Source organism: Mesorhizobium sp. P160927 (assembly GCF_057766385.1).
In genome coordinates this window covers 5796525-5821583 of record NZ_JBYMDW010000001.1, presented here as the reverse complement: position 1 = coordinate 5821583, position 25059 = coordinate 5796525, and the positions used below count along the sequence as shown (strand labels likewise).

Genomic DNA, 25059 nt, shown 5'->3' with positions numbered 1-25059 from the left:
GGCGCCGGAAAACCGTTGAAGCCAGCCAACGTGGCGGCAAGCGTGGACGACTTAAGCTTACGTTCTTCGGGAACTCCGGGTAATTTTATGTCGCGGATGCTCCAAGTTTTTTGTGAATCGGTCTTGTGCGCGTTTACGAATTCTGCCATAAAAATTTAGGACAGTAGTGCTGTCTTATTTTGTCGCACAAAACAGGCCGGATTGGCGTAACATATTGGCCTCTCCGGCTGTTGTCGCGAGCGACAGGTGGACGGCCGGACGCTGGCCTGTACGATACCAGATGCGAAGCATGCGAAAAGCCGCATGGTTCGAAAAGGAATTTCGCAAGACGTGCCGCGACGATCAGGGTGAGCCAAGCGCTTGCCGAGGCAAACCAGCGCCTGAAGGGCTGGAATGGAGGACAGGACAATGACGGAATTGACGCTCTCTGCGACGAACGGCCAGGCCGCGCAGACGAAAGCGGCTGCCGTCAAAAATACCTCCACCAAAAATCGCGCGACTGCCGGCGGCCTGACCGCCCAGGGCCTCTACGATCCGCGCAACGAGCATGACGCCTGCGGCGTCGGCTTCATCGTCAACATGAAGGGCGTGAAGTCGCATCAGATCGTCAAGGACGGGCTTGCCGTGCTCGAGAACCTGACGCATCGCGGCGCAGTCGGCGCCGATCCGCTGGTCGGCGATGGCGCCGGCGTGCTGGTACAGCTTCCGGATCTTTTTTTCCGTGAGGAGATGGCGGCCCAAGGTATCGAACTGCCACCGGTAGGCCAGTACGGCGTCGGACACTGGTTCATGCCGCAGGATGCGGCCCTTCGCGCACATATCGAAGAGATCGTCGCCGAATCGGCGCAGTCCGAGGGGCTGCCGCTGCTCGGTTTCCGTGACGTGCCGGTCGACAATTCGTCGCTATCGAAGGCGCCCGACATCGTCGCATCCGAGCCGTTCCACCGCCAGGTCTTCATCGGCCGTACGGCCGACATCACCGACGATGAGGAATACGAGGCAAGACTTTATCTGCTGCGCAAGGTCATATCGGGCCGCATCTACGCCGAGAACGACAACAAGGACATCGGCGCCTACTGCGTGTCGCTGTCGGCGCGCACCATCGTCTACAAGGGCATGTTCCTGGCTTATCAGGTCGGGGCCTACTACAAGGACCTCAAGGACCCGCGTTTTGAGACCGCGCTGATCCTCGTCCACCAGCGCTTCTCGACCAACACCTTCCCGTCGTGGAAGCTGGCGCATCCCTACCGCATGGTCGCCCATAATGGCGAGATCAACACGGTGCGCGGCAACAACAACTGGATGGCGGCGCGCCAGGCGTCGGTCGATTCCGAACTGTTCGGCAACAACATCTCGAAGCTCTGGCCAATCTCCTATGACGGCCAGTCCGATACCGCCTGCTTCGACAATGCGCTCGAGTTTCTGTTCCAGGGCGGCTACAGCCTCAGCCACGCCATGATGATGCTGATCCCGGAAGCGTGGGCCGGCAACAAGCTCATGGATGCCGATCGCAAGGCCTTCTACGAATACCACGCCGCGTTGATGGAGCCTTGGGACGGGCCGGCAGCGGTCGCCTTCACCGACGGACGCCAGATCGGCGCCACGCTGGACCGCAACGGCTTGCGCCCGGCACGCTACATCGTCACCGATGACGACCGCGTCATCATGGCTTCCGAGGCCGGCGTGCTGCCGGTGCCGGAGGAGAAGATCGTCCAGAAGTGGCGGCTGCAGCCCGGCCGCATGCTTTTGATCGACCTTGCCAAGGGCCGCATCGTCCCCGACGAGGAAATCAAGTCGGAGATCGCGACGAAGCATCCCTACAAGACCTGGCTCGCCAACACGCAGCTGATCCTCGAAGATCTGAAGCCGGTCGAGCCGCGCGAACTGCGCAGGGACGTCAGCCTGCTCGATCGCCAGCAGGCGTTCGGCTACACCCAGGAAGACACCAAGCTATTGATGTCGCCGATGGCGACCACCGGCCAGGAAGCCGTGGGCTCGATGGGCACCGACACGCCGATCTCGGCGATGTCGGACAAGTCGAAGCTGCTCTACACCTATTTCAAGCAGAATTTCGCCCAGGTCACCAACCCGCCGATCGACCCGATCCGCGAGGAGCTGGTGATGAGCCTGGTGTCGTTCATCGGGCCGCGACCGAACATCTTCGACCTGGTCGGCAATTCGCGCCGCAAGCGGCTCGAAGTGCGCCAGCCGATCCTGACCAATGGCGATCTCGAGAAGATCCGCTCGATCGGTCATACCGAGGACCGCTTCGACACCAAGACGATCGACATCACCTACGGGTCGAGCGAGGGTGCTGCCGGCATGCAGGGGGCCATCGACCGACTGTGCGAGCGGGCGGAGGCGGCAGTCGCCGGCGGCTACAACATCATCATCCTGTCCGATCGCCAGCTCGGACCGGACCGCATCGCCATTCCGGCGTTGCTGGCGACGGCCGCCGTGCACCACCATCTGATTCGCAAGGGGCTGCGCACCGCGGTCGGCCTGGTCGTCGAATCGGGCGAGCCGCGCGAGGTGCATCATTTCTGCTGCCTTGCCGGCTACGGCGCGGAAGCGATCAATCCCTATCTCGCCTTCGACACCTTGCTCGACATGCACAAGCGCGGCGAACTGCCCGAGGAGGTCGACGCCTACGAGGTGGTGTCGCGCTACATCAAGTCGATCGGCAAGGGCATCCTCAAGGTGATGTCCAAGATGGGCATCTCGACCTATCAGTCTTATTGCGGCGCGCAGATCTTCGATGCCATCGGGCTGAAGACCGATTTCGTGCAGCAATACTTCACCGGCACCGCGACACTGATCGAAGGCGTCGGACTGGATGAGGTCGCAGGCGAAACCGTCAGCCGTCACACGGACGGCTTCGGCAGTGATCCGGTGCTGCGCAACAGCCTCGAGGTCGGCGGCGAATATCTGTTCCGCATGCGCGGCGAGGCGCATATGTGGTCGCCCGACGCGGTCGCCACATTGCAGCACGCCGTGCGCCAGGGATCGTGGGAGACGTTCAAGGACTATTCGGCGCAGATCGACAGCGAGACGGCCCGCGCCCAGACCATACGCGGCCTGTTCAAGATCAAGCTGGCGGATGAGACCGGCCGCACCAAGGTCGCACTCGACGACGTCATGCCGGCGGCCGACATCGTCAAGCGCTTCTCGACCGGGGCGATGTCGTTCGGCTCGATTTCCAGGGAAGCGCACACCACGCTGGCGCGCGCCATGAACCAGATCGGCGGCAAGTCGAACACTGGCGAGGGTGGCGAAGAGGCTGATCGCTATCTGCCGCTGCCAGGTGGCGGCAAGAACCCCGAACGTTCGGCGATCAAGCAGGTCGCATCGGGACGGTTCGGCGTGACCGCGGAATATCTCGTCAACTCCGACATGATGCAGATCAAGGTCGCGCAAGGCGCCAAGCCTGGCGAGGGCGGCCAGTTGCCCGGCCACAAGGTCGACGCAACCATCGCCAAGGTTCGGCATTCGACGCCGGGCGTCGGCCTGATCTCGCCGCCGCCGCACCATGACATCTATTCGATCGAGGATCTGGCGCAGCTGATCTACGATCTGAAGAACGTCAATCCGGCGGCCGACGTCTCGGTCAAGCTGGTGTCGGAGGTTGGTGTAGGCACGGTCGCGGCCGGCGTTGCAAAGGCGCGCGCCGACCACATCACCATCTCTGGCTATGATGGCGGCACCGGTGCGTCGCCGCTGACCTCGCTCAAGCATGCCGGCAGCCCGTGGGAAATGGGTCTTGCCGAAACGCACCAGACGCTGGTGCTGAATGGCCTGCGCTCGCGCGTGGCGCTGCAGGTCGACGGCGGCCTGCGCACCGGCCGCGACGTCATCATCGGCGCACTGCTCGGCGCCGACGAGTTCGGCTTCTCGACCGCGCCTTTGATAGCGGCCGGCTGCATCATGATGCGCAAATGCCATCTCAACACCTGCCCGGTCGGCGTCGCGACACAGGATCCGGTGCTGCGCAAGCGCTTCAAGGGCACGCCCGAGCACGTCATCAACTTCTTCTTCTACGTGGCGGAAGAGGTGCGGGCGCTGCTCGCCGAAATGGGCTTCACCCATATCGACCAGATCATCGGCGACGCCGACCTTCTGGAAAAGCGCGACGTGATCCAGCACTGGAAGGCTCGCGGGCTCGATTTCTCGAAGATGTTCTACAAGCCCGATGCGCCGCATGAGGCGGTGCATTGGACCGAACGGCAGAAGCATCCGATCGACGAGGTGCTCGACCGCAAGCTGATCGAACTGGCCAAGCCCGCGCTGGAGACCAAGCAACCGGTCAAGATCGAGGTCGACATCCGCAATGTCGACCGTTCGACGGGCGCCATGCTGTCGGGCGAGGTCGCCAAGCGCTTCAAGCACAAGGGCCTGCGCGAGGACACGATCCAGGTAAAACTCACCGGCACGGCCGGCCAGTCCTTCGCCGCCTTCCTGGCACGTGGCATCTCGTTCGAACTCGTCGGCGCCGCCAATGACTATGTCGGCAAGGGCCTGTCGGGCGGGCGCATCGTCATCCGGCCACCGGAAGAGGCAAGGATCGTCGCGGCCGACTCCATCATCGTCGGCAATACGGTGCTCTATGGCGCGACCGAGGGCGAGGCCTATTTCGCCGGCGTTGCCGGCGAGCGCTTCGCGGTGCGCAATTCGGGCGTGGCCGCCGTCGTCGAGGGCGTCGGCGACCATGGCTGCGAATACATGACGGGCGGCGTCGTCGTCGTCATCGGCAAAACCGGCCGCAACTTTGCCGCCGGCATGTCGGGCGGTGTCGCCTATGTGCTGGACGAAGCAGGTGATTTCGCCGAGCGCTGCAACATGGCCATGGTCGAGTTGGAGCCAGTCCCGGAAGAAGATGATCTGATGGAAAAGCTGCTGCACCATGGCGGCGATCTCGACCACAAGGGCCGCGTCGACGTGTCCGGCGATATGACCAGTCATGACGAAGAACGGCTCTACCAGCTGATCTCGAACCACGTGCACTATACGGGTTCGGTGCGCGGCCGCGAGATACTCGACGACTGGACGATTTTCCGGCCGAAATTCCGCAAGATCATGCCGGTCGAATACCGCCGCGCGCTGATCGAGATGGAACGCATGCGCATGGGCGTCGCGGCCGAATAGATTTGAGAATTGCCGGGGAGCCCAGGCTTCCCGGCCCCCTTCATCGACTGTTTGACCTCGGGCTCAAGGTTGCCACGGCTGCCTCAAGAGGTTAACGGGTGCGGCGAAAACCGCACCATCTGGACAGCAGGAACTGGACTATGGGCAAGGTAACAGGCTTTCTCGAAATCGACCGGCAGGTGCACAAGTACCAGCCGGCCTCCGACCGCATCCGGCATTTCCGTGAATTCACGCTGCCGATGTCGGACAAGGAGGTCGAGAAACAGGCCGCGCGCTGCATGGATTGCGGCATTCCGTTCTGCCATGGGCCAACGGGCTGCCCGATCCATAACCAGATCCCCGACTGGAACGACCTCGTCTACAACAGGGACTGGGACAACGCGATCCGCAACCTGCACTCGACCAACAATTTCCCGGAGTTCACCGGCCGCATCTGCCCCGCGCCTTGCGAGGAAGCCTGCACGCTGAACCTCGAGGACATTCCGGTCGCCATCAAGACGGTGGAGCAGGCGATCGCGGACAAGGCTTACGAGACCGGCCATATCAGGCCCTATCCGCCGGAGAAGAAGACCGGCAAGCGGGTCGCCATCATCGGCTCCGGCCCGGCCGGCATGGCGGCCGCCCAGCAGCTTGGCCGCGCCGGTCACGACGTCCACGTCTATGAGCGCGAGAGCCGCCCCGGCGGGTTGATGCGCTACGGCATTCCCGACTTTAAAATCGAGAAGCACTATATCGACCGGCGCATCGAACAGATGCAGGGCGAGGGCGTCAGCTTCCATTGCGGCGTCAATGTCGGCGTCGACAAGCGTGTGGCTGAACTCCTCGCCGAATATGACGCCGTGCTCTATTGCGGCGGTTCGGAAACGCCGCGCGCTGCCGGCATTCCCGGCGACGATCTTGGCGGCGTGCATGACGCGATGCCCTATCTGGTGCAGCAGAACCGCCGCGTCGGCGGCGAGCCGATCCAGTCGGTGGCATGGCCGTCGCATCCAATCATCGCCGGTGGCCAGCATGTCGTCGTCGTCGGTGGCGGCGACACCGCGTCCGACTGCGTCGGCACCGCCTTCCGCCAGGGCGCGGTGCGCGTCACCCAGCTCGACATCCGTCCGCAGCCGCCCGAGAAGGAAGACAAGCTCTCCGTCTGGCCCTACTGGGCGACCAAGATGCGCACCTCGTCCTCGCAGGCCGAGGGCGCCGAACGCGAATTCCAGGTGGCGACGCTCGAATTCATTGGCGAGGAAGGCCAGCTTACGGGCGTGAAGTGCTGCGAGGTCGACGACAAGCGCAAGCCGATCGCCGGCACCGAATTCGTCATCCGCGCGGATCTCGCCTTTATCGCCATCGGCTTTGCCGGCCCGGCGGTGGCGGGCGTTGCGGCGGAACTCGAGGGTGAAATGAAGATCACCACCGACAGCCGCCGTTCCAGGAATGTCGAAGCCAATGACCGCGACTACAGTACGAGCGTCGACCGGCTCTACGCGGCGGGCGACGTTCGCCGCGGCCAGTCGCTGGTCGTCTGGGCGATCCGCGAAGGTCGCCAGGCGGCACGCTCGATAGACGAGGCGCTGATGGGGACGACCGTCCTGCCGCGTTAAGGGCTGATCGCCGTGGTGGTGTCGGACGCTGCCGCCGTCGCCGGACTTGCCTTGGGCGGCTGGGAAAAGTCGTCGGCGCGACCTGGGGAAGCCTCCGGCGCCTTGCCCTCGATCACCAGCCTTTCGCCAGGAAGAGCCGGATTGGCCTTCGGCGGCGGGGCGGCGCCGAGCAATTCTGTGCCGCCGTCGAGCGCGGGATCGCTGAGCAGCATGGGTTGGGTGCGATCGATGACGATAGGCGCTGCCGCCGGAGCGGGGGTCTCGACCGGTGCGCCCGCCGGCGCCGTCGTCGGTGCCACGCTTCCCGGCGCGGCCAGTCCAAGGATCTTAAGCAGCGGCTTTTCGGTATAGAAGGCGAGCTTGCGCTTGCCGGCTTTGGACACGTTGATGCCGTCATCGGCGCGCAGTCGCACCGGCTGGCCGTTCATGTCGGGGCCAGAGGTGACGAAGGCGCCGTTCTCGTCGACGAAGCCGTCCCAGACATCGACGAATTCGCCGCCGTGGCTTTCGGCCGCCTTGTGGTAGATGTCGTTGAAGGCCAGCATGTCGGAGGTCATCTTCGGCACCCGGAAGGCCGGCATGCCGACCCACAGGAAAGGCACCTTGGCGGTGGCGATTGCCTTGCCGAGCTCATCGGTGCGGCGCTCGTATTCCTTGATCCAGTTTTCGGAGCGGGGCTGTTCGCGCACGTCGCCGACCTTCATTTGCTGGCGGTCGTTCGAACCCAGCATGACGACCACCGCGGCGGGTTTTTCGGTGTCGATCAGCGATTTGATCTGTTCGGGCCAGTTGTAGAAATCATCGCGCACGAAGCCTGACGAGCCATTGCTGCGGACAACGATCCTGACGCCGGTATTCTCGGCGAAAGCTTCGTCCAGCCCCTCGGCGAGGCCAGCCGCCATGAAGTCGCCGACCACCAGGACGGTGCGGGCGTCCGGCGCTTTTTCGACCACGGGCGCTGCCGGCTCCTCGGTAAGGCGAGGCGCACGAGGTTTCTTCTTCGGCTTAGGTTTCGCCTTCTGGATGTCCTGCGGCGCCTCGACCCGCTCGCCGCGGCGCGGAAACAGAAGGTCGCGCAAAGACCAGCCCCGGCTCTGCTGCGGCTGTTCTTGCGCCATGGCTGGGGCATGGACGGCTCCGGCCACGGCAATGGCGAGCACGGCGATGGCCAGGATCAGCACCGGCATGCGACGAACAAACGTCCCGACGCGCGTATGCCAAACCAATCGCTCCCTCCCTACTCAACTTCGTCAGGCTCTATTTCTGCCTGAGCCATTTCAGCACTTCCAAGCTCGGATAGCCATCCTGGGTCAAGCCAACCTTGGCCTGATAAGCCATGATGGCGGTCTTCGAGCCGTCGCCGATCTTGCCGTCGAATTTGCCGTCATAAAGGCCGTGCTGGGAAAGCCGCTTCTGCAACTCCTGCCGTTCCTCGAAGCTGAGCTTGGTAAAAGGCCGGTTCCAATCCTGGACCAGGCCGCTGCCGCCGGCGATCTCATCGGCAAGCAGACCGACGGCGAGCGCGTATTTGTCGGCATTGTTGTAGGCCTTGATGACCGAAAAATTCCTGACCATCAGGAAGGCCGGCCCGCCACGACCGTCCGGCACTTTCAGCGTCGCCTTGTCGGTGAGGTTCTTGAACGGCTTGCCGCTGGCGCGGCCCACGCCGAGCGCCTGCCATTGCGCCAGCGTCTTCGACCCGGCGGGAAGTTTGCCGGCCGGCAAGGTGACTTCGTAGCCCCAGGTCTTGCCGGCCTGCCAGCCATTCTTCTTGAGCAAATTGGCTGATGTCGCCAGCGCATCGGGGACGGAATTCCAGATGTCGCGCTTGCCATTGCCGTCCATGTCGACGGCATAATGCTGGTAACTGGTCGGGATGAACTGGGTCTGGCCCATGGCGCCCGCCCAGGAGCCCATCAGGTGGCTCTCGTCGATATCGCCGGTTTGCAGGATCTTCAGCGCCGCGACCAGCTGGGTGCGGGCGTATTTCGACCGTTTCGCGTCGCCATAACCCAAAGTCGCCAGCGAACGGATGACGTTGCGCATGATGTCGTCGCGCTTGAGAATTTCGCCATAGTTCGATTCCATCGACCAGATGGCCAGGAGAACGTAGCGGTCGACGCCGAATCTTGCCTCGATCTTGTCCAGCCAAGGCTTCCATTTCTTCGCCATCTGCCGTCCGACGGCGACGGACTGGTCATGGACGCGGTTGTCGAAATAATCCCAGGCAGGCGCGGTGAATTCGGGCTGGGTGCGGGCCTTCTCCAGTACCACCGGATCGGGCTCGTTGATGCCCCGGAAAGCCTGGTCGTAGACGGCGCCGGAAACGCCACCCGCCACGGCGGTGGCACGGAAGCCCGCGACCCATTGCCGGAAACCGGCGTCGGCGAAGGCCGGCCCGGTGGGGACAAGCAAAGCGAGCGAAAGGCTGGCCGCCGTCATGACGCTGGCGAAACGTTTTGCGGCATTGCGAACGGACATCTTTTCCTCCTTCTCTGTCCTAGGAAAGACCATTCATCGCCGAACCGGGTTAGGAATTAGTTTACCATAGGCGTCGCCTGGAACGAAAAGACACCTCGATGCTTTAACCGGTGGGAGTTTCCCTCAGCCGCCCCACTAATCTTCAATCCCGGCGCGAAAATGTCGGGGGACGGGGATTGCGGAGCTGGCCAGCAAACGGATAATTGAAAGTATGAAGAGAGTTCGCAAGGCAGTTTTCCCGGTCGCCGGTCTCGGTACGCGGTTTCTCCCGGCCACCAAGGCTGTTCCCAAGGAGATGCTGACCGTCGTCGACAGGCCAGTCATCCAGTATGTCGTCGATGAGGCGCGCGAGGCTGGCATCGAGCATTTCATCTTCGTCACGGGCCGCAACAAGGCGGTCATCGAGGACCATTTCGATATCCAGTTCGAACTCTATGACACGCTGGCACAGCGCGGCAAGGACGAGCAGCTTGCCCGGCTGCAGCGGCTGCAGCCGGCACCGGGACAGACCAGCTTCACCCGCCAGCAGGTGCCGATGGGTCTTGGCCATGCGGTCTGGTGCGCGCGCGAACTGGTCGGCGACGAGCCGTTCGCCCTGTTATTGCCCGACATGATCATGCAGTCGGAAAAGAGCTGCACGAAGGCGATGGTCGAGCTCTACGAGGAGACCGGCAACAACATCATCGCCGTGCAGGAATGCGACCCGGCGGAGGCTCATAAATACGGCATCGTCGGACGCGGCGAAGACACGCATCACGGCTTCCGCATCACCGAAATGGTCGAGAAGCCGAAGTCGGGTACCGCGCCGTCCAATCTATACATCAACGGCCGCTACATCCTGCAGCCCGAGATCTTTGGAATTCTGGAAGGCCAGGAAAAGGGCGCCGGGAACGAGATCCAGCTCACCGACGCGATGCTGAAGCTGGAGAAGCAGCAGGCCTTCTACGGCTACCATTATAAGGGCCGCACCTTTGATTGCGGTTCGCCGGAAGGTTTCGTCGAGGCCAATGTCGCTTTCGCGCTGTGGCGCAGCGACATGAACCAGAGCATGGCCGGCGTCATCCGCACGCTGCTCGACGAGATGAAGCCATCAGAACGGCGCGGGGCAGCCTTTTAGAGTATGCCGATATTCAGGTGATGCCGGCCTGCGAATGGCCGCTCGTACGATTCCCAGTTCTACTGCGTCGCAGTACAACTGTGCTCACGTACTCAAAGTACGCTCCGCTCCGGTTCTCGGTATCAGCCATTCTCGACTCGGCCTGACCTGAACCTCGACATGCCTTGGCGCACGCCTTCAACGCTGCACTTTCACCCCGACGAAGATGCTGTTGGCGGTGTAGTCGCGGCCGGGCAGATTGCTGGTCAGCTTTTCGGTCCTTACCCGGCTGGTGAGGCCCGCATAGCGGTTCAGCCACCAGGTCAGCCCGGCCTCGGCGCTCAAGATCCTGTCGTGGCCGTCAATGCCGACATAGTCGCGCCAATCCAGGCCCAAGGCCGCATTCGCGGTAAGATCGGATCGGATCACGCGCTCGCCCGTCAAGCGTCCGGAGTAGAGGATATCGCCGCTTTCGCCCGATGTGGTCGTGGTCTCGACGGTGGTCTTGCCGGTCAAGCCGATAGTGGTGCCGCGCTGCGGCGACCATTTGAGGTCGGCATTGAGAGTGGCCCCCGAAATCGCTTCCAGGCTGTTATCGTCGATCGCCTCCCTGAGCCAACCGGCCGAGAATTCGCCCGACAGCTTCTCACCTAGTTCGAGTTCAAGGCCGGCGCGGGCGCCAAGACGCGTCGAGGAGCGCTCGAAGCCTTCATTGTCGATGCGCTGGTCGTACGCCCGGCGGCCGACCTCGATCTCGGTGAAGGGCGTGAGCGCCGGGGAAATCTCGTAGCCGGTGCGCAAGGTTGCAGTGTAGAGCGTGTTGTCCTGATCTTTCTGCGACAGCGAAGTGCCGTCAGAGAGCTTGGCGTCACCGTAGAAGTCGTGCGAGACCGCCCCGGTCAACGTGTACTGCATCTTGCCGACGGCCTTTTCGACGCCGATGCTGCCGTCGATGGTCTGCCGCAGCGGCTGGGTACTGACGCCGGCGATGGCATCGGGCGAGGACGCGGATTCCGGCACGGCTTCGTAGCCGAGCTTGGCGATGGCGCGCAATTCATGGTCGAGGTCGACATCGAGCTGGCCTTCGATGCGGCCTTGGGCATCGTGAACCGGGTAGCCCGACACGGTTTCACGGAAAATTCCGTAGCCGTCGATGGTCGCGGAGTTTTCACGCCAGTCGGAAGCGGCGGTAAAGCGCAGCGCCGTCTCGGACAGCAGAGCCGATGTGCCCACACTGCTCGAATCGCCGTTCGTCGTCGCCGTCAGCCCCTGTTCGATGGTCGGCCGGATGATGAAGGAGCCCCATTTGACGCCGGTGGCGGCGAACGGATCGTCCTCGGGTTTCTTGTTCAGGCCCTCGATTGCAGCCGTGCGCTCGGCGCCAGCGTCGAGTTTCTGCTTGTCCACACTGTCGATGGTGAGTGCACGGCGATTGGCCGCTTCCTGAACCGCCGCGTTATCGCCGGTGTCGTCCGTCGCGGCCGTCGTGGCGGTGGTGGTTGGGTCCGTAGCCGCCGTGGTGCTCTTTTTCTTCTTCTTTCTGTCGGCGACCTTGTCCTTTGCCTTGTCGGCCGCATTCTGCCTGGCGGCCGAAGCGCGGCGTGGCTTGGGTGGCGTGGGTGCGTCGGCGGAGGCGTCGTCGCTGGCCTGGGGCGGGTCGAAGACGCTGGTGGTCGAGTTCGCGGCGTCCGCGTCGTCAGGAACGGCGCCGGCGCTGGCCGGCAGATACGTTCGCGCCGGCGCATTGTCCTGCGCGGCAGCGTTGGCCGCCGCTTGCTGGGCAAGAACCAGGTTTCTCGCCTTGCGCTGCTGGTCGGACAGGATCGCCGATTCCGACACTTCTCCGCGCAGTTCCGTTTCCTGGGCATGGAGTGGCGCAGGGCGCAGCAAGGCAAGGACGCTGGTCGCCAGCAGCAAGGCGCAGATCGCGTTGCCCTGTCGCCCTCTCAATTTTTCTGGCTGGACCCCGGACATCGCCACCACTGCTTGCGCGGCGCACGCGCGCCATACTTACCGAACCGTAAATGGGGATGGTTAACGGAGGGTTGAGGCCGCGCGCGCCACTGGCTCCAAACGCGTATTTCCGCGGGCGACAATGCGGGTCCGCATCCTGCCTTCTATTTTGATCCTTGTCGTCGTCCCCGACGACCGCGCACATCCGGCCGTCATGCAGAGGCCATTTCCGTTGGACAGGCGGGCGGCAAAGCGCTAATCGCATCATCCATGCATGCGAGCTCTCTCGATAAGAAGCCTCTGGACAGGCAAGCGTCGATCGAATCGGCTCTGAGAACGGTAACAACCGAACAGGCGGGGATTGCGGCCCTTGCCGAGGCGCTTGAGAACGGACTGGCGGCACCCTTTGCCCAGGCCGTCGAGATGATCTCGAAGATCGAGGGCCGGCTCATCGTCACCGGTGTCGGCAAAAGCGGCCATATCGGTTCGAAGATCGCCGCGACGCTGGCCTCGACCGGCACGCCGGCCTTCTTCGTCCATCCCGTCGAGGCCAATCATGGCGATCTCGGCATGATCGCCAGGGACGACGCCATCATCGCGATCTCGTGGTCGGGCGAGAGCAAGGAGATGATGGGCATCGTCGCCTATTCCAGGCGCTTCTCCATTCCGCTCATTGCCATCACCTCCGGCGAAACCTCGGCGCTGGCGCGCGCGGCCGACGTCGTGCTGCTTTTGCCGCGCACCCCGGAAGCCTGCCCGCATGGCCTGGCGCCGACGACGTCGACGCTGCTGCAACTGGTCATCGGCGATGCACTGGCGATAGCGCTGCTCGAGGCGCGCGGCTTCACGCCGGACCATTTCCGCACCTTCCATCCCGGCGGCCAGCTCGGCGCCAACCTGACCATGGTCTCCGAGATCATGCGTGTCGGCGAGCAGATGCCGCTGGCTTCGCTCGGCACCAAGATGCCGGAAGCGGTGATGACACTGTCGCAGAAGAAGGTCGGCTGCGTGCTGATCGTCGACGCTAAAGGCGAACTGGCCGGGATCATCACCGACGGCGATGTCGCGCGTAACCTGCACCGCAACCTGGCCGACGTCATCGTCGACGAGGTGATGACCCGCACACCCAAGACCGTCGACCCGCAGACGCTTGCAGGCACTGCGATCGCGCTGCTCAACGAGTACAATGTCGGTGCGCTGGTGGTGACCAGGAACAACATGCCGCTGGGCGTGGTGCATTTTCACGACCTGCTGCGCATCGGCGCTGCCTAAGGTAGTGATCTTCAGGTGGGGCCGACCTGCGAACGAAGGCTTTCTGCGCTTCCGGCCTGCGCGGGCCGAAGCACTCATGAAGGATCGTGGTAGCGAAGGCTTCGGCCGACGTAGCCCGATGCTCAGGGACTCAATGTCCGCCCGCTCGTCGCAAGAGCGACCCGGAAATGCATCATTCTAGCCTCGGCCTGACCTGAATCTCAACGCCTTGTGCGCTTGCGCCATCAGGAGGCTCGGACCTGTTCCACCGTCAGTTCCAGGTCCGTGTCCGCAGCGCTTGTCACACGCACCTGAGTGCCGGCGGGCAGATCGGGGCCGGAGACACGCCACAGCGTGTCGCCTAGCTTGATGCGGCCACGGCCGTCGCGGATCGGTTCGGCGAGCGTCGCCATCCTGCCGACCATCTGGGCGCCACGGCGATTGAGCAGCGGCTGATCGGTTGGCTGGTCGTGTCCGCCCATGAGTTTCTTGCCGACAAAGGCTGAAACCAGCGACAGCACGAGGAATAGCAACACCTGGACCTGCCATGTCCAGATAGCGACATCCCAGATCAGCAGCGACACCGCGCCGACGATCAGAGCGGCGATCCCGATCCAAAGCATGAAGAAACCCGGTGCGATGACCTCTACCACCAGGAGCACGAAGCCCAGAACCATCCAGTTCCACGGCCCGAGTTCAGAAACGATGCGGTCGATCATGAGAGTGGCCTATCTCAGTTGTCGGAGGGCCTGACGACAGGCGGACGTGCTGCCTGCCTTTGCGCGCCGGTCGTGCCTTCGCTGCGAAAGACTTCCTTGGCGATTTCGCCGATACCGCCGAGTGAGCCGATCAGCGCCGACGCCTCGAAGGGCATCAGCACGATCTTGCTGTTGGTGGCGGTGCCGATCTTGCCCAGCGCTTCGGTATATTTCTGGGCGACGAAGTAGTTCAGTGCCTGGACGTCGCCCTTGGAGATCGCTTCCGACACCACCTGGGTGGCGCGGGCTTCCGCCTCGGCGGAGCGTTCGCGCGCCTCGGCGTCGCGGAAGGCGGCTTCCTTGCGGCCCTCGGCTTCGAGGATCTGCGACTGCTTGAGGCCTTCGGCGGCCAGGATCTGCGCGCGCTTGTTGCGCTCGGCGGTCATCTGGCGGCCCATCGATTCGATCAGGTTGGCGGGCGGGTTGATGTCCTTGATCTCGACGCGGGTGATCTTGATGCCCCACGGATGCGCGGCCTCGTCGACGACGCGCAGCAAGCGCTCGTTGATGGCGTCGCGGTTCGACAACAGCTCATCGAGGTCCATCGAACCCATGACGGTACGGATGTTGGTCATCGTCAGGTTGAGGATGGCGTTCTGCAGGCCGGCAACCTGATAGGCGGCCTGTGCCGCATTGAGGATCTGGTAGAAAGCGATGCCGTCGACACCGACAATGGCATTGTCGCGGGTGATGATCTCCTGGCTCGGAACGTCGAGCACCTGTTCCATCATGTTCATCTTGGCGCCGATGCGATCGACGAACGGAAAGATGAGGTTCAGGCCGGGGCTCAGTGTCTTGGTGTAACGACCAAAGCGTTCGACGGTATAGTTGTATCCTTGTGGGATTGTCTTGATGCCCTTGAACAGCACCAGTACGACAAGCGCCACCAGAACAACGACCGCAATATCGAAACCACTGAAATCCATCTGGCCCTCCCTCAGAAGCAGGCCGCGCGAGCCATTCCCGCGCAACCGGCTTCACCAAAGACTTAAGTGTGTTTCAGGAGCGTTACAATCAGGTGATGAGGGATTGTTTGTGGGTATGCACTCAGCGGTTGAAGGCAAACATGCTTGCATCCGTGTCTTCAAGCCCGTCGATCGAAGCCGAGACGATCTCGGCGGCGATCCGCGAGAAGGTGATGCCGTTGCCGCCATAACCCATCACGGCGTGGATGCGCGGGTGCCTGGGAAGAGCGCCGATGTAGGGAAGGCCGGTGGTCGTGGTGCCGAAGGAGCCGGTCCAGGCAAATTCGGGCCTGACGTCGAGGTGCGGAAACATCAGGTCGAGTTTTGCGGCAATGCAGGCGCTCTTGTCGGCGATCAGTTTATCGCGCCGCGTCTCGTCGAGGAATTCCTCGTCCTCGCCGCCGCAGATGACCCGGCCATCGGCGGTTGCCCTGACATAGAGGTAGGGATCCGACGCCTCCCAGATGAACGCCGCGCCCGGCCAGAGCTTCCGTGGTTGTGGACATGTCGCAATCGCCCATGTCGAGATGACCCGGTGAGCGGCCGCCGGCACGATGTCGATCAGCTCGTAACCGGTGGCCAGGACAACATGCCGTGCCGTGATGGTGGGCCCGCCCGTGGTTGCCACGACCACCTCATCGGCGCTGCCCTCGATCGCCGTCGCTTCTACGGGAGCGTAAAAGCGTGCCTTGCGCTCCAGCGCCTTGAGCAGCAGCCCTGCCGTCAGCTTGCGCGGGTCGAGCGCGATGTTGCCATGGCTCAGGATGGCGCCACCGCGGTCGATGCCGAATGCTTCCGCCAGTGGCGCCGATGTAAGATAGGTCGCGCCGATGCCGGCCATCTGCCGCGCCTCGGCTTCCTCCCGGAGTTCCGATGGGCCGAGCACGGTGCCAGCCAGATAGAGCGATTGGGTGCGGCTCATGCCGCAGTTGATACCGAGTTCGGCGATGCGGGCGGCAAGATTGGAAACGGCCAGCCGCGAGCGTCGCCAGGCCTGCCGTGCCTGGCTCTTGCCGATCATCCCCGAGAGGGTTGAAAGCGGCTGGTCGATCTCGAATTGCACAAGCGCGGTGGTTGCCGCCGTCGATCCTTTCAGCGGCCCACGCCGGTCGATGCAGATCACCGCGTGAGCGTCGGCTGTCAGCGCCTCGGCCATCATGGCGCCGCTGATGCCCATGCCGACGATCAGCACATCGGTCTTGACGTCCCGGGTCAAACTGCCAGTCGGCACCGCGGGCGCCCGATAGGCGGACCAGACGGGCCGGCCAGTGCTGAGGTCAAGTTTGCGGAGCATCGGATTCCCCGGAGGCGCTGCTCAACGCTCCGGAGCTGGTGTTGTTCCGGTGTCAGACCCAGCCAGACAGTTCGCGCCGTACCATCGCTTCGATCACCGCCATGCCTTCCGGGCTGTCGTTGAGGCATGGTATGTGGGCGAAGTTCTTGCCGCCGGCGTGGTGGAAGGTCTCGGCCGCTTCGCGGCCAATCTCATCCAGCGTCTCGATGCAGTCGACGGAAAACCCCGGATTGACGATGGCGATCGACTTGGCGCCGTCCTTGGCCAGTTTCTCCACGGTCTTATCGGTGTAGGGCTGCAGCCATTCTTGCGCCCCGAAGCGTGATTGGAAGGTGGTGATCAGTTTTCTATCGTCCCAGCCGAGCCTGTCGCGCAGCAGCCGCGTCGTCTTCAGGCAATGGCAATGATAGGGATCGCCCTTCTCGAAATAGGGTTTTGGAATGCCGTGATAGGAGGCGATGATCACCTCCGGCTGGAAATCCAGGGTCGCCAGGTGCCGTTCGATCGAATTGGCCAGCGCCTCGATGTAGACAGGTTCATCATAATAGGGCGGCACGCCGCGGACGGCAGGTGCTGCCCGCATCTTCATCAAGGCGCGAAACAGCTGGTCGTTTGCGGTGGCGGTCGTCGTCGCCGAATATTGCGGATAGAGCGGGAACGAAAGGATGCGGTCGCAGCCTTGCGCGACCAGCCTTTCGGCGACGCTCGACGTCGAAGGGTTGCCGTAGCGCATCGCCCAGTCGACGACCACGTTGGGCAGATCGCGTAGTGCCTCGGCCAGTTTTTCGCCTTGTGCGCGGGTATAGGTTCGCAAAGGCGACTCGTTCTTCTCCCGATTCCAGATCCTGGCGTAGTTGGCGCCCGACTTCTTCGGTCGCGTGGTCAGCACCAGCCCATAGAGGATCGGATACCAGATCGCCTTGTTGAGCTCGATAACGCGTGGATCGGACAGGAACTCCCTGAGATAACGCCACATCGGCCTGAACTCGGTGCCGTCTGGTGTTCCAAGATTGACCAGCATGACCCCTACCTTGCCGGTCGTGACTGGCGGATGCCCGACCGGCCGTGGACCAGGGGCTTTCGCGGCTTTGGGATCGACAATAGTGGAAAGCGGCATATGGGTCTCCGAGACGTGAACCTAACCATCCTGCAGGAGCTTTCAATGCCGCGTCTGGCCGCACCTTGCAGCATGTCGCGGCGGATAGGATTCGCCCGGCCTGCCGTAAGCTTCTGATTTGTGCATATCGTGGTCCCGGAGGACACTTCCGGGCGACATGCATTAGGCCATAGAATTATAAACCCGTCCGGTTCCCCCGGGCGGGCGATGTGGCGGAACTGGGCGAAATTACTTCGCCGGGATGTTCAGTGTCGCGCCCGGCATAAGCCGATGCGGTTTTTGCCCCTTGTTCGCCTCATAAATGAGCTTCCACTTGGTCGCATCGCCATAGGCCTTCTTCGCCAGAGCCCAGTACGTATCGCCAGTCACGACGACATGGCCGCCGGTAGCTGGCGCGGCTTCAGCGGGCTTTGCCGGCTCGGCGGGCGCGGGCGTCGCCGGGGCAGGAGTGGCCGGCGCGGGAGCGGTCTTGGCAGGCTTCGCCGGTTCGTCAGGTGCCGGCGGAGCCGGTGGTGCAGGCGCGTTTTCCGTCGATATGGCCGGCGGCGTGTTGGCGATATCGCCTGAGTTGGCAGGCAATTCCGGCATGGCCGGTGCAGCCGGTTTAGCAGCCGGGGCCGGCGCCGGCGCTGCGGTCTGCGCGGGCTTTGCTGGTTCGGCAGGCTTGGTTGGTTCGGCGGGGGGAGCTGCCGCTGTCGTCGCGGCGATCTCGGTGATGCGGCCATCGAGCTTCGGCGTATAGGGCCGGTGCGCGCCGAGATAGTCGGCCACGACCTGTTCGAGGCCAGGGCCGTAATCATAGGCGTTCTTGGCCTTTTCGGCGAAGACCTTGTAGCCGTCGCCGCCCTGGCGGACATAGTTGTTGGTGGCGACCAGATAATCCTTGGTCGGATTGATCGGCGTCCAGACGCCGTTCTCCATCACCTCCACCGACTTGACGCGGCCGGCATTGGGCGCGACCGATCTGTCGAAGGAGTATTTGAGGCCCGCCACCTGCGGGAAGCGGCCGGCGCCGTCCTCGATCTGGCTGAGGCCGCCTTCGAGGCCGGCGACCAGGTCCTTGCCAGAAATCTGGAAGGTCGCCAGCGTGTTCTGGAACGGCAGCACGGTCAGCACCTCGCCCATGGTGACGGTGCCCTTGTCGATGGAGGCGCGCAGGCCGCCACCGTTGGAAATGACGACCTCGACGCCCTGTCCCTTGACCCGGTCGAGGATGGCGTCGGAGACGAGGTTGCCCATCGCACATTCCTTGGCGCGGCAGCTTTCGCGGCTGCCGTCGATGACGTCGGTGGTCGCGGCCACTTCCTTGTTCTTCAAGGCCTCGATCGGCGCGCCAAGCTCCTTGATGCGGGCGAGCGCGGCTGGGTCCGGCGTGATCGATTTGTCGAGATAGATCGGGTCGCCGCTTGCCGATTTGACGACCCCATTGTCGTCGAACACCACCTTGAACTCGCCGAGATATTTCGAATAGGACGCCGCCTGCACCACCGGCACCTTGTAGCCGCCGGGGTTGTCGACCATGGTCGGGTAGGGGCCAGCCGCCTTCGGATCGGTATTGGACAGAAGCGTGTGGCTGTGGCCGCCGACCACGATGTCGATGCCAGGGATCTTGGCAATGACGTCGCGCTCCCTGTTGTACCCGATATGGGTCACGGCGATGATCTTGTTGACGCCTTCTCCCTTGAGTTTCTCGACCTCGGCAGTGATCGACTTGACGTCGTCCTCGATTTGGATGTTGGGACCAGGGGAGGCGAGTTCGGGCGTGTCGTTGGTGACGGCGCCGATGATGCCGATCTTCTGTCCACCGACCTCGACGACGATCGACGGCTTGACGCGGTCGCCGAGCTTGGACTGCGCGTTGGCCTTGACGTTGGCGCCGAGCACCGGGAACTTGATCATGTCGAGAAACGGCGCCAGCGCCGCCTCGCCGTCGTCGAATTCATGGTTGCCGAGTGCCATGGCGTCGAACTTCATGTCATTGAGGAACTCGCCTTCGACCTTGCCCTTGTATGTCGTGTAGAACAGCGAACCCTGGAAATTGTCGCCGGCGCTGAGCAGCAACACGTTCTGGCCCTCCAGCTTCTTGCGTTCCTGGGCAATGGCGGTGATCAGCCGGCCGGCGCCGCCGATGCATTCGCCCTTGGTCTCCTCCTCGGCCGAGCAGGTCGATTCGTATTTGTTGTTGCCTTCGATGCGGCTGTGCCAGTCATTGATGTGCAGGACGTTCAGTGTGTAGTCGGCAAAGGATGCGCCGGCCGACAGGCCAAGCGTCGACGCGGAAAGGGCGGCAATGGCGGCAAGCTTCTTCATCTTCGTCTCCCGGTAGGCTGATCAGAGGCGTCTGGCGCCCTTGCTCGACTGGTATTAGAGCCAGCGTTTCGATCATGTTCCCATCGCGTTCGGGCCGACGCAAGCGGAAATGCGGCGGTATCTCCAGGCGCGAAACCCGGGCTATTGCCGGCACAAAAAAGAACGGCGACCGAGGGGCCGCCGTCCTTTGTGACTGGAATGTTCGCCGAGTTCAGGTGCGCCGCGTCAGCACGAAATTCTGGCCGGCGGAGCTGGTGCAGTTGAGCTGGCTGGTCGACACCATCAGGCAATTGAAGCTTACCGGGGTTTGGCGGATCAGTGAGGTGCCGTTGATCTGCACCGAAGTGGCGCCGGTCATCGTATAGCTGCCATCGGCAAGCTTCTGTCCCGTGTCGGTGGCGACGGTCGTGAAGGTGCCGCCGGTGAAGGTCGACAGGCCGGTGCCCTTGGCATCGATCCAGGAACCTTCGACCCCTTTCGGGGCGGCGGCCATGGGCGGCGTATCTGGGCCGCTGGTGGCACAGGCAGCAAGCATCGAGGCAAGGGCGCCCGCCAGGCCCGTCGAAAGAACTTTGCGCGCAATCGTCATATGAAATCCTCTCCAAACGCGCCGTCCCACAAATCGGGCGATTTCTGGGAATTGACGCGAACGTCCAAAGTGCCGGGGTATGCCTTAAGCGTTCAACGGACGCACATCGCCACCCCAGGCCGCCTCCCTTCAATCGCCCGATTTCCGGGCGATTGCAAGGCAATGGCGCATGGTCCGGGTGCTGCTATCGGACGAGGATGTTGCGGAATTGCCACGGGTCGCTTCGGTCGAGGTCCTCCGGGAAGAGGCCCGGGCGTCTGTCGAGCGGCGTCCAGTCGGTATAATAGCCCTTGACCGGTCCGAGATAGGGCGACTGCACGTCCAGGCAGCGTTTGTAATCCATCTCGTCGGCCTCGACGATGCCGGCGGCGGGATTTTCCAGTGCCCAGACCATGCCGGCCAGGACAGCCGAGGTGACCTGCATGCCGGTGGCGTTCTGGTAGGGGGCCAGCTTGCGCGCTTCGGCGAGTGACAGCTGCGAACCGTACCAGTAGGCATTCTTGTCATGGCCGTAGAGCAGGACGCCGAGTTCGTCGACACCGTCGACCAGTTCGTTCTCGTCGAGCACGTGGTGCACCGGTTGCGGCTTGCCGGCCGCACCGAACATCTCGTCCAGCGACAGCATCGCATCGTTGCAGGGGTGGTAGGCGTAGTGGCAGGTCGGGCGGTATTGAACCTTGCCCTTCTTGGAGCGCACGGTGAAGAAATCGGCGATCGAGATCGCCTCGTTGTGCGTCACCAGCAGGCCATATTGCGGTCCCGGCGTCGGGCACCAGGAGCGCACGCGGGTGTTGGCGCCGGGCTGCTCCAGGTAGATCGCGGCCTTGGAGCCATGCTTGTGCTTCTTGCCGTTCTTGGGCATCCAGGTCTCATGCGTGCCCCAGCCGAGCTCGGCTGGCTGCAACCCCTCGGAGATGAAGCCCTCGACCGACCAGGTGTTCCAGAACACATCCATCGGCTTGGGCTTCTTGGTGCGCTGGGTGTCGCGCTCGGCGATGTGGATGCCCTTGACGCCGGCCTTCTTCATCAGCTTGGCCCAGCCCTCGCGGTCGTCCTGCGTGGGCTCGGAGAATTCCATGCCAAGATCGGTAGCGAGGTTGACCAGCGCCTGCTTGACGAACCACGACACCATGCCGGGATTGGCGCCGCAGGTCGATATCGCGGTGGCGCCACCCGGCTTGTCGTGCTTTTCCTTGATCAGCGCCTCGCGCAACGCATAGTTGGTGCGGCTGGCATTATCGGCCTTGGCGTCGAAATAGAAGCCAAGCCAAGGCTCGACGACGGTGTCGATATAGAGCACTCCGAGCTTGCGGCAGAGCCGCATCAGGTCCACCGAGCCGGTATCGACCGACAGGTTGACGCAAAAGCCCTGGCCGCCGCCATTGGTCAGAAGCGGGGTCAAAAGCTTCTTGTAGTTCTTCTCGGTCACCGCTTCCCGGACGAAGGCGATGCCACGCTCGTCGAGCAGCTTGCGATCGGTATCGCGGGGGTCGAGGACTGTCATGCGCGACTTGTCGAACTTGAAATGGCGCTCGATGAGCGGCAGCGTTCCGCGTCCGATCGAGCCGAAGCCGATCATCACCACGGGGCCGGTGATCTCACCGTAAACGGGCCAGTTTTCATTCGCCATTTTATCGGGCACTCCTTCAACTCCGTCCAAAAGCTGGGCAACCGCGTGCAAAAGCTGGACAACTGCGTGTAAAAGCCGGGCATTTTCGCCCAACGGCCATGCGCTACATCACAGATCATTGTCACAAACCAGCGAAAAGCGCCAACCAGCGACTACGCGTGCTTGGCCATGTGGTTAAGGACAGCGATCAGCCGATCGCGATCCGATGTCAGGCCCTTGTAGTCGAGCTGGGCGACATCGAGCGCTTCGAGCTGCGCGGCAAAGGACGCTGCCAGCGTTGCCCGGTCCGGGTGCCGCGCCAGCACGGCGAGCGGGTCAAGATGGATGCGGATGGTGAACAGGATATCGCGTGAGGCGGGCAGTTTGCGCAGCGTCTGACGCTCGACCCGGATGAAGGCGTGCGTCTTCACGTCACCGTCGAGGAAACGCGTCGGCCGGCTGGTGGCCCGGTCGATGCGCTCGATATTGGACAGCGGATGGTAGAGTGCATCGCCTGATTGGATCGACCAATTGTAACGTTCGACAGCCTGGCCCTGCAGGCCATCGAACATCCGGTTGATCACATCGGCCGGCCTTGTGCCTGGGCCGAAGCCCGGCACCGGCTCGTGGATCTGCTGCAGCGGCTTGCCGAATTTTTCGACAAGCGACCAGGACGAAGGAAAGCACAGCGAACCCGCGACGAGCCGCCAGCCGTCTTCGCCTCGCCGCATGAGGATCAGGTCTTCCTGGACCAGCAGCGAGGCCGCGACGAGGGGGGCGCCGGCGAGGCTGGAGGGGATCGTGGGACGGCTCGTCGCACCCACGACCGCAACGCCTGCATCGCTGCGCCGGTGGGTGTCGGGAAATCTTTCCGGCAGGTAAGCGCCGAGCAATTCGAGCACTTCCTGCTGGGCGTCGCGCGTACCCTCCTGCTCGACAAAGACTCGTTCAGGGATTTCGGCATAGAGCCGGCGCTTTTCGGCGAGGTAGGGCAGCAAATGGCCGTCTACCTCGATCCAGTCCGCGGGGTCGAGCGGCTTCAGCCCGATGGTGAAGAGTTTCGACGAGCCGTCATACGGCGTGTGGGCGGGTAGGGACGTCATGCCTCAGATCAGTGTTGCCGGGATCAGCCCGCGCAGCGAATTGCCGACGAACAGCGCCTTGGCGGATTTCAGGTCATTCAAGCTGTAGATTGCTTCACTGGCGCGGCCTTCATCCAGAAGCGCGCCGCGCAGTACGCCAGGCAGCAGGCCGCAGTCGAGCCGGGGTGTTGCCAGCACGCCGTCGCCGAAATCGGCGAAGACATTGGTGATCGTGCCTTCGCAGATCTCGCCGCGCTCATTGGCCAGCAGCACCTCATCGGCCTGGGTGACGAGGTATTCGGAGCGGGCATGGGTGTAGAGCTGCCGCCGGCTGGTCTTGTGGCGCAGCAGAATGTTGCTCGAATCGAGCCTCGTCCGCGCCAGCCGCAGCGCCCATATCTTGTCGGCGGCAAGCGGTTCATAGGGCTGCGCCGAGGCGTTGGCCTGGCCATTGCGCGACAGGGCGAGCCGCGTGCGCATGGCGACGGGCGATCGATCGACCGCGTTGCTCAGGACCTCGCCAACCCTTTGCGGATCATAGCTGAAGCCCAGTTCCGCCGCCGAGCCATAAAGGCGTGCAAGATGGCGATCGAGGCGCAGGAAGCCCGATGCGGGCTCCCAGCGGATGGTCTCGATCAGCTCGAAATCGGCGGTGTCCCCGTCGCGAAGCGGGCTTTGAGCAGACATTCCTGGTACTCCTCTTCCGCGACCGAATCGAAGACGATGCCGCCGCCGACATTGTAGACGGCCTCGCCGCTGGCAAAGAGCGAGATGGTGCGGATCGCCACGGAAAAGCGCATCGTGCCGCCGGGTGCGATCCAGCCAATGGCGCCGCAATAGACATCGCGCGACGTGGCCTCCAGATCGTGCAGGATCTCCATGGCGCGGATCTTCGGCGCGCCGGTGATCGAGCCGCAGGGAAACAGCGCCGCGAACACCTGTCGTATCGAGAGCCCGGGCAGCAGCTTGGCCCTGACGTCGCTCACCATCTGGTGCACGGTCGGGTAGGTCTCGATGCGGAACAGTTCCGGCACCTCCAGCGTGCCGACCTCGCTGATCAGCGATATGTCGTTGCGCAGGAGGTCGACGATCATCCGGTTCTCGGCCTGGTTCTTCTCGTCATTGCGCAGGAAATTCTTCTGCCGCTCGTCCTGGTCCCTGGTTGCGCCGCGCGGTGCGGTACCCTTCATCGGATGCGTCTCGATCATCCCCGCCGCATCGATCTCGAAGAACAGTTCGGGCGAGCGCGACAGGACGATCGGATCGCCCAGCGCGATCAGGGCGCCATATTTCACCGGCTGACGCTCGGTCAGGGCGTCGAAGGCGGCGAGCGGATCGCCGGACCATTGCGCGTGCACCGGAAAGGTCAGGTTGCCCTGATAGCAATCGCCTTGCCTGATGTGCCGATGCAACCGCGAGAACCGCTTCTCGTAGTCCTCGAACGACCACGTCGCCCTTGCGTCGAAGATCGGGCCGTTGGTCGGCGTGCTTGGCGGCGGCACCGCTTCTTCCTCAGGAGCATCGAAGACCCCGAGGCAGACCAGCGGGGCCCGGCGCCGGCCCGGCAGCAAGGGAACGAGTTTCGGTTCCAGCAGGTAACCGGCCTCGTAGGAGAAATAGCCGGCCAGCCATTTGCCGGCATCGTGCGCAGCCTGCGCCGCTTGCAGCGCCGCCGGGAAGTCCTTGGCCTCATGCGCGACGATGACATCGGCGGGCCGCTCGAAAACGAGCTGGCGCGCGCTTTCGTCGTTGCGGAAAATTGCGGCGGGCAGGGACATGGGAACCGGGATCGATGGAGCCGACGATCGCTCTATATG

Annotated in this window: 17 protein-coding genes; 4 read left to right on the top strand and 13 right to left on the bottom strand. The window is 63.3% G+C overall.

The window, feature by feature from the left end:
* Positions 1-408 precede the first annotated feature (408 nt).
* Together gltB and AC3CB8_RS28460 are read left to right on the top strand one after the other, a co-directional pair.
* Positions 409-5142 carry a glutamate synthase large subunit gene (gene gltB / locus AC3CB8_RS28465; RefSeq protein WP_352563708.1) on the top strand — a complete coding sequence of 1578 codons (4734 nt, stop codon included), beginning with the start codon at positions 409-411 and terminating at the stop codon, positions 5140-5142.
* Positions 5143-5282: 140 nt separating this feature from the next.
* The gene (locus AC3CB8_RS28460) at positions 5283-6737 is read left to right on the top strand and encodes a glutamate synthase subunit beta (protein WP_352563709.1); all 1455 of its coding nucleotides are present in this window, start codon (positions 5283-5285) and stop codon (positions 6735-6737) included.
* Here AC3CB8_RS28460 and AC3CB8_RS28455 read toward each other — a convergent pair.
* Both AC3CB8_RS28455 and AC3CB8_RS28450 read right to left on the bottom strand, forming a co-directional pair.
* On the bottom strand, positions 6734-7924 hold the full coding sequence (locus AC3CB8_RS28455; protein WP_084569478.1) for an SGNH/GDSL hydrolase family protein: 1191 nt from the start codon (positions 7922-7924) through the stop codon (positions 6734-6736). The two genes, AC3CB8_RS28460 and AC3CB8_RS28455, sit on opposite strands and share 4 nt — an antisense overlap.
* A gap of 70 nt (positions 7925-7994) precedes the next feature.
* Positions 7995-9218, bottom strand: coding sequence for a lytic murein transglycosylase (locus tag AC3CB8_RS28450; RefSeq protein WP_023770506.1), 1224 nt, complete (start codon positions 9216-9218; stop codon positions 7995-7997).
* A gap of 211 nt (positions 9219-9429) precedes the next feature.
* Here AC3CB8_RS28450 and galU point away from each other — a divergent pair, with 211 nt between their 5' ends.
* Complete coding sequence (gene galU / locus AC3CB8_RS28445) at positions 9430-10335, top strand: UTP--glucose-1-phosphate uridylyltransferase GalU (RefSeq protein WP_023770505.1); 906 nt, start codon at positions 9430-9432, stop codon at positions 10333-10335.
* 177 nt (positions 10336-10512) lie between these two features.
* Here the strand turns inward: galU and AC3CB8_RS28440 are convergent, their stop codons facing one another.
* Positions 10513-12288, bottom strand: coding sequence for an outer membrane beta-barrel protein (locus AC3CB8_RS28440; protein ID WP_352563710.1), 1776 nt, complete (start codon positions 12286-12288; stop codon positions 10513-10515).
* Between the two features lie 249 nt (positions 12289-12537).
* Here AC3CB8_RS28440 and AC3CB8_RS28435 point away from each other — a divergent pair, with 249 nt between their 5' ends.
* Positions 12538-13539, top strand: a complete 1002-nt coding sequence (locus AC3CB8_RS28435; RefSeq protein WP_352563711.1) for a KpsF/GutQ family sugar-phosphate isomerase — start codon at positions 12538-12540, stop codon at positions 13537-13539.
* A 224-nt stretch (positions 13540-13763) separates the two neighbouring features.
* Here AC3CB8_RS28435 and AC3CB8_RS28430 read toward each other — a convergent pair whose 3' ends face one another.
* From AC3CB8_RS28430 to AC3CB8_RS28385, 10 genes are all read right to left on the bottom strand, one after another.
* The gene (locus tag AC3CB8_RS28430) at positions 13764-14237 is read right to left on the bottom strand and encodes an NfeD family protein (protein ID WP_352552664.1); all 474 of its coding nucleotides are present in this window, start codon (positions 14235-14237) and stop codon (positions 13764-13766) included.
* A 14-nt stretch (positions 14238-14251) separates the two neighbouring features.
* Positions 14252-15202: an SPFH domain-containing protein gene (locus tag AC3CB8_RS28425; protein ID WP_352563712.1), complete on the bottom strand. Its 951-nt coding sequence runs from the start codon at positions 15200-15202 to the stop codon at positions 14252-14254.
* A 121-nt stretch (positions 15203-15323) separates the two neighbouring features.
* Entirely contained in the window at positions 15324-16535 is a 1212-nt protein-coding gene (locus tag AC3CB8_RS28420; protein WP_023781280.1) for an NAD(P)/FAD-dependent oxidoreductase, read from the bottom strand.
* 52 nt (positions 16536-16587) lie between these two features.
* On the bottom strand, positions 16588-17652 hold the full coding sequence (gene hemH / locus AC3CB8_RS28415; RefSeq protein ID WP_023793884.1) for a ferrochelatase: 1065 nt from the start codon (positions 17650-17652) through the stop codon (positions 16588-16590).
* Positions 17653-17880: 228 nt separating this feature from the next.
* The gene (locus AC3CB8_RS28410; RefSeq protein ID WP_352563713.1) at positions 17881-19962 is read right to left on the bottom strand and encodes a 5'-nucleotidase C-terminal domain-containing protein; all 2082 of its coding nucleotides are present in this window, start codon (positions 19960-19962) and stop codon (positions 17881-17883) included.
* 211 nt (positions 19963-20173) lie between these two features.
* On the bottom strand, positions 20174-20551 hold the full coding sequence (gene omp10, locus AC3CB8_RS28405; protein WP_023770500.1) for an outer membrane lipoprotein Omp10: 378 nt from the start codon (positions 20549-20551) through the stop codon (positions 20174-20176).
* A gap of 184 nt (positions 20552-20735) precedes the next feature.
* Positions 20736-22181: a homospermidine synthase gene (locus tag AC3CB8_RS28400; RefSeq protein WP_352563714.1), complete on the bottom strand. Its 1446-nt coding sequence runs from the start codon at positions 22179-22181 to the stop codon at positions 20736-20738.
* 152 nt (positions 22182-22333) lie between these two features.
* Positions 22334-23263 carry a heme-dependent oxidative N-demethylase family protein gene (locus AC3CB8_RS28395; protein ID WP_352563715.1) on the bottom strand — a complete coding sequence of 310 codons (930 nt, stop codon included), beginning with the start codon at positions 23261-23263 and terminating at the stop codon, positions 22334-22336.
* A 3-nt stretch (positions 23264-23266) separates the two neighbouring features.
* Positions 23267-23929 carry an aminotransferase class IV family protein gene (locus AC3CB8_RS28390; RefSeq protein WP_352563716.1) on the bottom strand — a complete coding sequence of 221 codons (663 nt, stop codon included), beginning with the start codon at positions 23927-23929 and terminating at the stop codon, positions 23267-23269.
* A complete protein-coding gene (locus tag AC3CB8_RS28385; RefSeq protein ID WP_435053025.1) occupies positions 23878-25032 on the bottom strand; it encodes an aminodeoxychorismate synthase component I in 1155 nt (384 codons plus the stop codon). Before AC3CB8_RS28385 ends, AC3CB8_RS28390 begins: the two co-directional genes overlap by 52 nt.
* Between the last annotated feature and the right edge of the window lie 27 nt (positions 25033-25059).

Bases quoted from the DNA above. Each gene is read 5' to 3' on its own strand.
- galU (WP_023770505.1), top strand. From the start codon at position 9,430: ATGAAGAGAGTTCGCAAGGCAGTTTTCCCGGTCGCCGGTCTCGGTACG.
- hemH (WP_023793884.1), bottom strand. From the start codon at position 17,652: ATGCCGCTTTCCACTATTGTCGATCCCAAAGCCGCGAAAGCCCCTGGT.
- AC3CB8_RS28425 (WP_352563712.1), bottom strand. From the start codon at position 15,202: ATGGATTTCAGTGGTTTCGATATTGCGGTCGTTGTTCTGGTGGCGCTT.
- AC3CB8_RS28390 (WP_352563716.1), bottom strand. From the start codon at position 23,929: ATGTCTGCTCAAAGCCCGCTTCGCGACGGGGACACCGCCGATTTCGAG.
- omp10 (WP_023770500.1), bottom strand. From the start codon at position 20,551: ATGACGATTGCGCGCAAAGTTCTTTCGACGGGCCTGGCGGGCGCCCTT.
- AC3CB8_RS28455 (WP_084569478.1), bottom strand. From the start codon at position 7,924: ATGCCGGTGCTGATCCTGGCCATCGCCGTGCTCGCCATTGCCGTGGCC.
- AC3CB8_RS28435 (WP_352563711.1), top strand. From the start codon at position 12,538: ATGCATGCGAGCTCTCTCGATAAGAAGCCTCTGGACAGGCAAGCGTCG.
- AC3CB8_RS28410 (WP_352563713.1), bottom strand. From the start codon at position 19,962: ATGAAGAAGCTTGCCGCCATTGCCGCCCTTTCCGCGTCGACGCTTGGC.
- AC3CB8_RS28460 (WP_352563709.1), top strand. From the start codon at position 5,283: ATGGGCAAGGTAACAGGCTTTCTCGAAATCGACCGGCAGGTGCACAAG.
- AC3CB8_RS28420 (WP_023781280.1), bottom strand. From the start codon at position 16,535: ATGCTCCGCAAACTTGACCTCAGCACTGGCCGGCCCGTCTGGTCCGCC.
- AC3CB8_RS28400 (WP_352563714.1), bottom strand. From the start codon at position 22,181: ATGGCGAATGAAAACTGGCCCGTTTACGGTGAGATCACCGGCCCCGTG.
- AC3CB8_RS28430 (WP_352552664.1), bottom strand. From the start codon at position 14,237: ATGATCGACCGCATCGTTTCTGAACTCGGGCCGTGGAACTGGATGGTT.
- gltB (WP_352563708.1), top strand. From the start codon at position 409: ATGACGGAATTGACGCTCTCTGCGACGAACGGCCAGGCCGCGCAGACG.
- AC3CB8_RS28450 (WP_023770506.1), bottom strand. From the start codon at position 9,218: ATGTCCGTTCGCAATGCCGCAAAACGTTTCGCCAGCGTCATGACGGCG.
- AC3CB8_RS28440 (WP_352563710.1), bottom strand. From the start codon at position 12,288: ATGTCCGGGGTCCAGCCAGAAAAATTGAGAGGGCGACAGGGCAACGCG.
- AC3CB8_RS28395 (WP_352563715.1), bottom strand. From the start codon at position 23,263: ATGACGTCCCTACCCGCCCACACGCCGTATGACGGCTCGTCGAAACTC.